The 10,453-nt window shown below is 70.1% G+C and carries 8 protein-coding genes; 2 read left to right on the top strand and 6 right to left on the bottom strand.

The features are described from left to right. Positions 1 to 91: 91 nt before the first annotated feature. On the bottom strand, positions 92 to 1,837 hold the full coding sequence (lysS, locus tag E2651_RS35685) for a lysine--tRNA ligase (RefSeq protein WP_209446327.1): 1,746 nt from the start codon (positions 1,835 to 1,837) through the stop codon (positions 92 to 94). Between the two features lie 135 nt (positions 1,838 to 1,972). Between lysS and argS the strand changes: the two genes are divergently transcribed. Beyond that, positions 1,973 to 3,739 carry an arginine--tRNA ligase gene (gene argS, locus E2651_RS35680; protein WP_135335413.1) on the top strand — a complete coding sequence of 589 codons (1,767 nt, stop codon included), beginning with the start codon at positions 1,973 to 1,975 and terminating at the stop codon, positions 3,737 to 3,739. Positions 3,740 to 3,814: 75 nt separating this feature from the next. On the opposite strand, the gene E2651_RS35675 is transcribed toward argS, so the two are convergent. The 3 genes from E2651_RS35675 to E2651_RS35665 all read right to left on the bottom strand — a co-directional run bounded on the left by E2651_RS35675 (position 3,815) and on the right by E2651_RS35665 (position 6,970). Further along, a complete protein-coding gene (locus E2651_RS35675; protein WP_135335412.1) occupies positions 3,815 to 5,023 on the bottom strand; it encodes a PLP-dependent aminotransferase family protein in 1,209 nt (402 codons plus the stop codon). Positions 5,024 to 5,139: 116 nt separating this feature from the next. Beyond that, positions 5,140 to 6,402 (bottom strand): helix-turn-helix transcriptional regulator, encoded by a 1,263-nt coding sequence (locus tag E2651_RS35670; RefSeq protein WP_135335411.1) that lies wholly within the window; start codon positions 6,400 to 6,402, stop codon positions 5,140 to 5,142. A 94-nt stretch (positions 6,403 to 6,496) separates the two neighbouring features. Beyond that, positions 6,497 to 6,970 (bottom strand): carboxymuconolactone decarboxylase family protein, encoded by a 474-nt coding sequence (locus tag E2651_RS35665; protein WP_135335410.1) that lies wholly within the window; start codon positions 6,968 to 6,970, stop codon positions 6,497 to 6,499. Positions 6,971 to 7,231: 261 nt separating this feature from the next. Between E2651_RS35665 and E2651_RS35660 the strand changes: the two genes are divergently transcribed. Then, positions 7,232 to 8,110 carry an NAD(P)-binding domain-containing protein gene (locus E2651_RS35660; RefSeq protein WP_135335409.1) on the top strand — a complete coding sequence of 293 codons (879 nt, stop codon included), beginning with the start codon at positions 7,232 to 7,234 and terminating at the stop codon, positions 8,108 to 8,110. A 136-nt stretch (positions 8,111 to 8,246) separates the two neighbouring features. Here E2651_RS35660 and E2651_RS35655 read toward each other — a convergent pair whose 3' ends face one another. Together E2651_RS35655 and hemB are read right to left on the bottom strand one after the other, a co-directional pair. Next, entirely contained in the window at positions 8,247 to 9,224 is a 978-nt protein-coding gene (locus E2651_RS35655; protein WP_135335408.1) for a zinc-binding dehydrogenase, read from the bottom strand. A 112-nt stretch (positions 9,225 to 9,336) separates the two neighbouring features. Next, entirely contained in the window at positions 9,337 to 10,326 is a 990-nt protein-coding gene (gene hemB, locus E2651_RS35650) for a porphobilinogen synthase (RefSeq protein WP_135335407.1), read from the bottom strand. Positions 10,327 to 10,453: the final 127 nt, after the last annotated feature.

Genomic DNA, 10,453 nt, shown 5'->3' with positions numbered 1-10,453 from the left:
GGAAAGATCCGCCGCGAAGCGGCGGTGCAGTCCGCGGCACGCGAAAGGGGGCGCCGCCCAGACACTGGACGGCGCCCCCTTTCACGTACCCCTACGCACCCAGAAGCTTCCGCACCCGCTCCGCACCCACGGCGAGCAGCAGCGTGGGCAGGCGCGGCCCCGTCTCCCGGGTCACGAGCAGCCGGTACAGCAGGGCGAAGAACGACCGCTGCGCGACCTTGATCTCCGGCGGCAGTTCCTTCGCCGTGGCGTCCGCGGAGAACCCGGCCCGCACCTTCGGAACGCCGTACACCAGGTGGGTGAGCCCGTCGAGGGACCAGTGCGAGTCCAGGCCATCGAGGAGCAGCCGCAGCGACTCACGGCTCGCGTCGTCCAGGGACGAGAGCAGCTCGGCGTCCGGCTCCGAGCGCACGATCGTCCGCGCGTCGGCCGGGACCTGGGTGGTGATCCAGTTCTCGGCGCGGTCGAGCCGCGGCCGTGCCTCGTCCAGCGAGGTGATCGGGTCGGACGGGTCCAGGTCCCGCAGGATCCGCAGGGTCTGGTCCTCGGCGCCGGCCGTGATGTCCGCGACGGACGCGAGCGTCCGGTACGGCAGCGGGCGCGGCGTCTTCGGCAGCTCACCGGCGGCGGTGCGCACCGCGCGCGAGTGCGCGGCGGCGTCGGCGGGCAGCACGGAGCCGTCCGCGACCTTCGCGTCGAGCTTGTCCCACTCGTCGTACAGCCGCTGGATCTCCTGGTCGAAGGCGATCTTGAAGGACTGGTTGGGCCTGCGCCGCGCGTACAGCCAGCGCAGCAGCGGTGCCTCCATGATCTTCAGCGCGTCGGCCGGGGTCGGCACGCCGCCCTTGGAGGACGACATCTTGGCCATCCCCGAGATCCCCACGAACGCGTACATGGGACCGATCGGCTGCACGCCGTCGAAGATCTCCCGCACGATCTGCCCGCCGACCACGAAGGACGACCCGGGAGAGGAGTGGTCCACGCCGCTCGGCTCGAAGATCACACCCTCGTACGCCCAGCGCATGGGCCAGTCGACCTTCCAGACCAGCTTGCCGCGGTTGAACTCGCTCAGGAGCACCGTCTCGGTGTGCCCGCAGTCCGTGCAGACGTACGCGAGCTCGGTGCTCTCGTCGTCGTACGAGGTGACGGTCGTCAGGTCCTTCTCGCACGCGCCGCAGTACGGCTTGTACGGGAAGTACCCGCTGGCGCCGCCGCTGCCGTCGTCCTCGCTCGCGGCGCCGGAGCCCTCGGCGGCCTCGAGCTCGGCCTCGTCGACCGGCTTCTGCGACTGCTTCTTCCCCGGGCCCTTCTTGGTCCGGTACTGGTCGAGGATCCCGTCGATGTCGCCGCGGTGCTTCATGGCGTGCAGGATCTGCTCGCGGTAGACCCCGGCCGTGTACTGCTCCGTCTGGCTGATCCCGTCGTACTCGACACCCAGCTCGTCGAGCGCCTCGGTCATGGCCGCCTTGAAGTGCTCGGCCCAGTTCGGGTACGCCGATCCGGCCGGGGCGGGCACGGACGTGAGCGGCTTGCCGATGTGCTGGGCCCAGGACTCGTCGATGCCGGGGACGCCGGCCGGGACCTTGCGGTACCGGTCGTAGTCGTCCCAGGAGATCAGGTGCCGTACCTCGTACCCGCGCCGCCGGATCTCGTCCGCGACCAGGTGCGGGGTCATGACCTCGCGGAGATTGCCCAGGTGAATGGGGCCGGAGGGGGAGAGTCCGGACGCGACGACGACCGGTTTGCCCGGGGCACGACGCTCCGACTCGGCGATGACCTCGTCCGCGTAGCGGGAGACCCAGTCGGTGGTATCGGTGCTCTGAGCCACGATCGGCACGCCTTTCTTCTTCTACGTGAGTACCGCTTGACGGAGCCATTCTCCCAGCTCCACCCGCAACAGCGAAAACCGCTTTTCCCCCCGTGGGATACTGGCCCCGTCTATCTGCACCTCAAGGAGAACGGCATCCACTCCATGGCCTCGGTCACGTCCCTCACCGCCTCCGTCCATCAGCGCATCGCGGACGCCCTCTCGGCTGCCCTGCCGGAGGCCGGCACCGCCGACCCGCTGCTGCGACGAAGCGACCGGGCCGACTTCCAGGCCAACGGGATCCTGGCCCTCGCCAAGAAGGCGAAGGCGAACCCGCGCGAGCTGGCCACGCAGGTCGTCGAGCAGATCACCAACGGCGATCTGCTGGCCGACGTCGAGGTGTCGGGCCCCGGCTTCCTGAACATCACCGTCACCGACAAGGCGATCACCGAGACGCTCGCGGCGCGCGCCGCCGACGGCGACCGGCTCGGCGTCCCGCTGAACCCGCACGCGGGCACGACGGTCATCGACTACGCCCAGCCGAACGTGGCGAAGGAGATGCACGTCGGCCACCTGCGCTCCGCGGTGATCGGCGACGCCCTGCGGCACATGCTGGACTTCACCGGCGAGAAGACGATCGGCCGCCACCACATCGGCGACTGGGGCACCCAGTTCGGCATGCTCATCCAGTACCTGATCGAGCACCCCGACCAGCTGGCCCCGGCGGCCGACGTCGACGGCGAGCAGGCGATGAGCAACCTGAACCGCGTGTACAAGGCGTCACGCGCGGTCTTCGACACGGACGAGGAGTTCAAGGAGCGGGCCCGCAAGCGGGTCGTCGCCCTGCAGTCCGGCGACAAGGAGACCCTCGACCTGTGGCAGCGGTTCGTGGACGAGTCGAAGGTCTACTTCTACTCGGTCTTCGAGAAGCTCGACATGGAGGTCAGGGACGAGGAGATCGTCGGCGAGTCCGCGTACAACGACCTGATGCCGGAGACGGCCCGTCTCCTGGAGGAGTCGGGCGTGGCCGTCCGCTCCGAAGGCGCCCTCGTCGTCTTCTTCGACGAGATCCGCGGCAAGGACGACCAGCCGGTCCCGCTGATCGTGCAGAAGGCCGACGGCGGCTTCGGTTACGCGGCTTCCGACCTCTCCGCGATCCGCGACCGCGTCCTCGACCTGGACGCGTCGACGCTCTTGTACGTGGTGGACGTGCGGCAGTCGCTGCACTTCAAGATGGTCTTCGAGGCGGCCCGCCGGATGGGCTGGCTGAACGACGACGTCACCGCGCACAACATGGGCTACGGCACGGTGCTCGGCGCGGACGGCAAGCCGTTCAAGACGCGTGAGGGCGAGACGGTGAAGCTGGAGGACCTCCTCGACGAGGCCGTCGAGCGCGCCACGGCGGTCGTCCGGGAGAAGGCGGAGAAGGTCGGCCTGACCGAGGAGGAGATCGTCGAGAACGGTCGGTACGTGGGCATCGGCGCCGTGAAGTACGCGGATCTGTCGACGTCGGCGAACCGCGACTACAAGTTCGACCTGGACCAGATGGTGTCGCTGAACGGCGACACGTCGGTCTACCTCCAGTACGCGTACGCCCGTATCAAGTCGATCCTGCGCAAGGCGGAGGACGCGACCGCGACGGCCCACCCGGAGCTCGAACTCGCCCCGGCGGAGCGGGCGTTGGGCCTGCACCTGGACTCTTTCGGCGACACGGTCTTCGATGCGTCGGCGGAGTACGCGCCGCACAAGGTGGCCGCGTATCTGTACCAGCTGGCCTCGCTGTTCACGACGTTCTACGACCAGTGCCCGGTGATCAGGCCGCGCCCGGCGCAGGAGATCGTCGAGAACCGCCTGTTCCTGTGCGATCTCACGGCGCGCACCCTGCACCAGGGCATGGCACTGCTGGGCATCAGGACGCCCGAGCGTCTCTGATCACGGCAGGGTCCCGCGCCCCTGGCTTTCAGGGGCGCGGGGAACTGCGCGACAAGCCACACACGACCCGCAGATTCAGCCCACCAGCGCACCCCGAAGCCTCCGCAGCCCCTCCCTGATCTCATCCGGCGTCTGGGTGACAAAGCACATCCGCAGCGTCGAACGGTCCGGCTCCCCCGCATAGAACGGCGCCCCGGGAACGTACGCCACGTCATGCTTGACGACCTCCGGCAGCAGAGCACCCGTGTCGTACCCCTCCGGCAGCTTCGCCCACACGAACATCCCGCCCTCGGGCCGGATCCAGCTGGACCCCTCGGGCAACGCCTCGCCGAGCCCCGCGAGCATCGCGTCCCGGTGCACGCGGTACTCCCCCGCGACATGGGCCACGTGCGCGTCGAGATCGTTGTCCGCCAAGTACCGTGCCGCGGCAAGCTGGTTGACGGTCGGCGTGTGCAGATCGGCGGACTGCTTGGCGATGACGCAGGCCCGCAGCAGCGCCGCGGGCCCCCGCAGCCAGCCCAGGCGCATGCCGGGCGCCATGACCTTGGAGAAGCTGCCGAGCAGTACGGTGCGGTCCTCGGCTCCGGGGTACGAGGCGATCCACGGCGCACGCTCGCCCTCGAAGCGCAGCTCTCCGTACGGGTCGTCCTCGATGATCCACAGGCCGCGCCGCGCGGCGATCTCCGCGATCGCTGCGCGCCGCTCGGCGGGCAGGGTGCGGCCGGTGGGGTTCTGGAAGGTGGGGACGGTGTAGAGCAGCTTGGGCCGGTGCAGGGCGACCAGTTCGTCGAGGGCGGCGGGGTCGATGCCGGCCGCGTCGCAGGGCACGGGCAGGATGCGCGCACCGGCGAAGCCGAAGGCCTGCAGCGCCGCCAGGTAGCAGGGGCTCTCGACGAGGATGGTCTCGCCGGGTTCGATGAGAGCGGTGGCGAGGAGCGAGAGCGCCTGCTGCGAACCGGTGGTGATCATGAGGTCGTCGGCGCCGGTGTCGAGCCCGCGCGCACCGAAGCGCGCGGCGATGGCGGCACGCAGCACCGGCTCGCCCTCGGTCGTGGAGTACTGCAGCGCCCGCTCGGGCTGCTCGGCGAGGACGGCGCCGAAGGCGGCGGCGATGGCGGCCTTGTCGAAGAGTCCGGGGGCGGGCAGACCGCCGGCGAAGTTGATGACCTCGGGCCGCGCGGTGACGGCCAGGATGTCCCGTACCGGCGAGCCGCCGACCGAGGCGGCACGCGCGGCGAGGGGCGGCGTGGGGACTGCGGCAAGGGCGGGCTCGATGACGGTCACGGCGACGGCTCCTTCGGCTCGGGCAGCTGTGCCCGCACCCTAAGCATGTAGGTGCCGCCTACACACGCCATTCCGGGATGCGGACGGCCTGCCACCGCGCCGGAACCCCGGAGCTGTCACCCGTCGAGCGGGGCGATCCACTGCGATCCGCCGTTCGGCCAGCCGTACGTCGGCCGCCCTTCGCGGCCGCTGGTGCGGAACGGTTTGCCCTGGTCGTCGATGCGGAGCACTCCGTGCCGATGGCCGCTCGACCACTCCAACTCCAGGTACCAACGGACGTCGTGCGCCTCGGTGTTGGCCTTGATGTAGAAGACCTCGGGGTCGCTCTCGCTCACCTTGTACGGGAAGTCCCGCTGGCCCGCCTTGGGGGCGGCGCGCGGTGCGCCGTCGTCGAGGTCGATGCCGAAGGACTTGGTTTCCACGCCGCCGCCACAGCCGACACCCATCTCGTAGTTGTTCCAGTCCAGCGGCGACGCGGTGCTCTGTACGCGGACGTCCAGGCCCTGCAGTACGACGGTCTCCTTGCCCATGCCCTGCACGGTGACCTCGATGAACTGCTCGCCCGACGCGACGGCCCCGAGGTCGGCGGCCCAGCCCGGTGCGTCCTGCTCGACCGGCGGCTTGGGCACCTGGTTCGGCTTCCGGTCGACCAGGAAGTTCTGGCTGCAGGGGCTTTCGTAGACGTACGGCCTGGTGCGCGTGGTGAGGGGCACGCCGAGGTCGCCTCCGCGCTCTTCCCCTTGGGGGGAAGGGGACTTGGCGCCGCTGCCGCCGGGTGCGCCGCCCTTGCGCCCTTCGGAGGGGGACGCGGAGGCGGAGCGCTCCTTCTCCTTGCCTTCGGGCGCGTGCTCTGCGCCCTTGGAGGGAGAGGCGGAGGCAGAGCCCGATGGCCCGCCGCCGGCGGTCGCGGCACCGTTCCGCTTGCCGCCGTCTCCGTCTCCATCGCCCTTGCCCGGAACTCCGTTCAGAGCAAGGGCGGTTGAACCCAGCACCACGGCTACAGCAACAGCGGCGAGAGCAACGGCACGCCGCCGCCGGCCCCCGGGTCGCGCTGCCGCCTGCTCGACGTCAGCCGCCACACCGGGCGAGGGCGCGCCCCCGGCCACCGGGCCACCAGGGTCGGCAGAGCCCCGCTTCCCGCGCCCCGCGTCAGCGAGAATCCACCGCCGATGGACCTCGACCAGCTCCTCCGCGGAGGCATCGCACAGGCGGGCCAGCTTCTCCACGGTCGCGAACGACGTAGGCACCGCATCCCCATTGCAGTACCGATGCAACGTGGACGTGCTCACGTGCAGCCGCTTGGCCAACACCCCGTAACTGAGCCCGGACCGCCCCTTGAGCTCCCGCAACAACTCCGCGAAGTCCCCCGCGCCGTCCACCGAAGCCCCTCCCGTCCCGTGAAACCCCGAGATCCATCCAAGCACGCCGCCAGGCGGGAGGGGTAAGGCAGTTGGGGCTTCCGGGAAGTTCCGGTCACCCGAACATGCCCGGCTCGTAGTCGCCCGCCGGCTGCTGGACGATCACGTTCACACGGTTGTAGGCGTTGATGAGGGCGATCAACGCCGCAAGGGCGGCGAGCTGGTCTTCGTCGTAGTGCTTGGCGGCGTTCGCCCACGCCTCGTCCGTGACACCACCGGCCGCGTCCGCGATACGCGTGCCCTGCTCCGCCAGCTCCAGCGCCGCGCGCTCGGCGTCGGTGAAGACCTTGGCCTCGCGCCAGGCCGCGATCAGGTTGAGGCGGACCGAGGTCTCACCGGCGGCGGCAGCGTCCTTGGTGTGCATGTCGGTGCAGAATCCGCAGCCGTTGATCTGGCTGGCGCGGATCTTCACCAGCTCCTGCGTCTCGGCCGGCAGCGTCGAGTCCGCGATGACCTTGCCCGCCGAGTTGAAGTGCCGGACGAGCTTGGCGGCGATCTCGTTGCCGAACAGGTTCAGCCTGGCTTCCATGACGAGCTCCTCTGTGTCGCTTCTTGCGGCTCTTGCTTTGCGTCTCTTGCTTGGTCTTACACACGTCTGACGGATGGACTCGGGCAGATGTGACAACCCCCGGATGTGATGCGCGCCTCACACCCCGGACCGCCCTGACCAGGTCACACACCTTTCGGTAAGTACCGCACTAATGAGTCGGTACTTGTCCCGCCCGAAGCGCCCCATGAGGATCAAAGGCGTACCCACCAGCGCTCAGAACGCCCCTCCGAAGGAGCCCCCATGCCCGCCGCCAACGCCCCCGTATCCGTCCTCGGCCTCGGCCTGATGGGCTCCGCCCTCGCCGCCGCGCTGATCAAGGCGGGCCACCCGACGACCGTCTGGAACCGCACCGCCGGCAAGACGGGCCCCCTGGTCGCCCAGGGCGCGAGCCCCGCGGCGACCGCCCAGGAGGCCATCGCCGCCGGCCCTCTCGTCGTCGTCTGCCTCACCACCAACGACGGCGTACGCGCCCTCCTCGCCCCGGAGGCGGACACCCTCGCCGGCCGCACGGTCGTGAACCTCACCAACGGAACGCCCGGCCAGGCAAGGGAGTTGTCCGACTGGGCGGCGGCCCACGGCATCACGTACATCGACGGCGGCATCATGGCCGTACCGCAGATGATCGCGACGCCCGGCGCGTACATCCTCTACAGCGGCACGGACGAGGCCGCCTACGAGACGCACCGGCCCACGCTGGAGGCGCTCGCCGGCACCAAGTGGGTCGGCAAGGACCCCGGCCTGGCCGCGCTGTACGACCTCTCCCTGCTCACCGGCATGTACGGCATGGTGATGGGCGTCGTCCAGGCCTACGCCCTGATCGGCAGCGCAGGCGTACCGGCGCACGAGTTCGCGCCGCTGCTCAAGGACTGGGTCAATGCCATGACGGACGGTCTCGTTCCCGGCATGGCCGAAGCGCTGGACTCCGGGCAGCACCTCACGGACGTGTCGTCGCTCGAGATCAACCAGGCCGCACTGCCCAACTTCCTTACGGCCTACGCCCAGGCAGGCATCAGCGACGAACTGTTCGCGCCGCTCCAGAGCCTCCTGGACCGCTCGATCACCGAGGGCCACGCGGCGGACGGGCTCTCGCGCCTGGCGACCCTGCTCAAGAAGAACTGACCGGTCTTTTCTCCGAAGGGAGCTGCGGCTCCCCGCCCCGTAAGGGGCGCGGGGCCGTGACATGTGCGGCTCCGCCGCGTGGGCGCGACCAGCCCCCACAAGACCGCAGTTCATCACCCGCAGACCCAGCGGAGCGCTAAGGCACCAGCACGACCTTCCCCGTCGTTTCCCGCCGCTCCATGGCCGCATGGGCCGCAGCCGCCTCCGCCAGCGGGAACGTCTGCACCGCGGGCACCAACTCCCCCTTCGCGGCGGCCTCCAGGGCCCGCCGCTCGTGCTCGGGCCCGTCCTCCGGGTGCTCGATCAGCCGCAGCAGCGCGTTGGTGACGGAGATTCCCCGCTCCTCCACCACATCCGCGTCCGGCTCGAAGCCCTCCTGGGACGACCACCCGATGACCACGTACCGGCCGCCGTCACCGATGAGCCCGAAGGCCGCGGCGGACTTCTCGCCGCCCACCCCGTCCAGTACGACGCTCACGCTCCGCCCGTCGAGGCGCTCCCGCACGAGGTCCGTCCAGCCGGGCTCGTTGTAGTCGACGGCGAGATCGGCGCCGAGCTCCCAGACCGCCTCGACCTTGTCGGGCCCACCGGCGGCACCGATCACGACGGCCCCGATCTCAGCCGCGTACTGGACGACGAGCCGCCCGATCCCACCGGCGGCCGACGTCACCAACACCACGTCGTCGGAGGTGAGTTGAGCGACATCCAGCAGACCCATGGCCGTCGCCCCGGTCATCACCATCGACACGGCCGACTCGTATCCGAGCCCGTCCGGCACCTCGTGCAGGGCATCGACCGCGGCGACCGACAGCTCGGCATACCCGCCGGGCTCACTGCGCGAGGCCACCACCGACCGCCCCAGCCAAGCGGGGTCCACGCCGGGGCCCACCGCGTCCACCACCCCCGCGACCTCCCCGCCGAACACGGAGGGCAGCTCCGGCAGCGGCGGCGCCATGTCGCTCGCGTCGCCGCGCCGCATGACGGTCTCGACGAAGTGAACTCCCGCCGCCCGTACGGCGATCCGCGCCTGGCCCGGCCCCGCCACGGGGTCGGGCCAGGTCTCGTACGTCAGATTCTCGGCAGGTCCGAACTCATGCAGAACAACGGCGCGCATATGCCCTCCTCAGAGTGTCCACGCACACCACCCTGCAACCTCAAGCAAGCTTGAGGTCAAACAGTCACACGATCACGCGGTCACGCGGTCACGCGGTCACGCGGTCACGCGGTCACAGCTTCTTGGCGACCTCGGTCGCCCAGTAAGTGAGGATCATGTTCGCGCCCGCCCGCTTGATGCCGGTCAGCGACTCCATGATCGCCTGATCCCGGTCGATCCAGCCCCGCTCGGCGGCGGCCTCGATCATCGCGTACTCGCCACTGATCTGGTACGCCGCCACCGGCACGTCGACCGCGTCGGCGACCCGCGCGAGGATGTCCAGGTAGGGGCCGGCGGGCTTCACCATCACCATGTCGGCGCCCTCTCCGAGGTCGAGCGCCAGCTCGCGCAGGGACTCGCGGGCGTTCGCCGGGTCCTGCTGGTAGGTCTTGCGGTCACCCTTGAGCGACGATCCGACGGCCTCGCGGAACGGCCCGAAGAAGGCCGACGAGTACTTGACCGTGTACGCGAGGATCGACACGTCCTCGTGGCCCGTCTGATCCAACGCGTCCCGGACCACGCCGACCTGACCGTCCATCATGCCGCTCGGGCCCACCACATGGGCGCCCGCGTCGGCCTGGACCTGGGCCATCTCGGCGTACCGCTCGAGGGTCGCGTCGTTGTCGACACGCCCTTCCCCGTCGAGCACCCCGCAGTGCCCGTGGTCGGTGAACTCGTCCAGGCAGAGGTCGGACATGACGATGAGGTCGTCACCGACCTCCGCGCGGACGTCCCGCAGGGCGACCTGCAGGATCCCGTCCGGGTCCGTACCGGCGGTCCCGGCGGCGTCCTTCTTCTCCTCCTCGGGGACCCCGAAGAGCATGATCCCGGAGACCCCCGCCTCCAGCGCCTCGACGGCGGCCTTGCGCAGGCTGTCGCGGGTGTGCTGGACGACGCCGGGCATGGCGCCGATCTCCACGGGCGCGGTGATCCCCTCGCGCACGAACGCGGGCAGGATCAGATCGGCCGGGTGAAGCCGCGTCTCGGCGACCATGCGCCGCATCGCGGGGGTGGTCCGCAGCCGACGGGGCCGAGCCCCCGGGAAGGATCCGTACTTGCTCACTGTCTCTGCCACCTCAATCTCTCAGCCCGTCCGGCGTTTTGAGGACGAACTCGGCGAAGCCGGTGATCTCACGGTACGCCGTGGGGGCGGAGCCCATTTCGGGAAGGGGCGGGGTCGGGGAGAAAAT

Origin of the sequence: Streptomyces sp. MZ04, assembly GCF_004684775.1 — a bacterium.
Taxonomy (GTDB): Bacteria; Actinomycetota; Actinomycetes; order Streptomycetales; family Streptomycetaceae; genus Streptomyces.
This window is presented reverse-complemented; position numbering and strand designations above follow the sequence as displayed.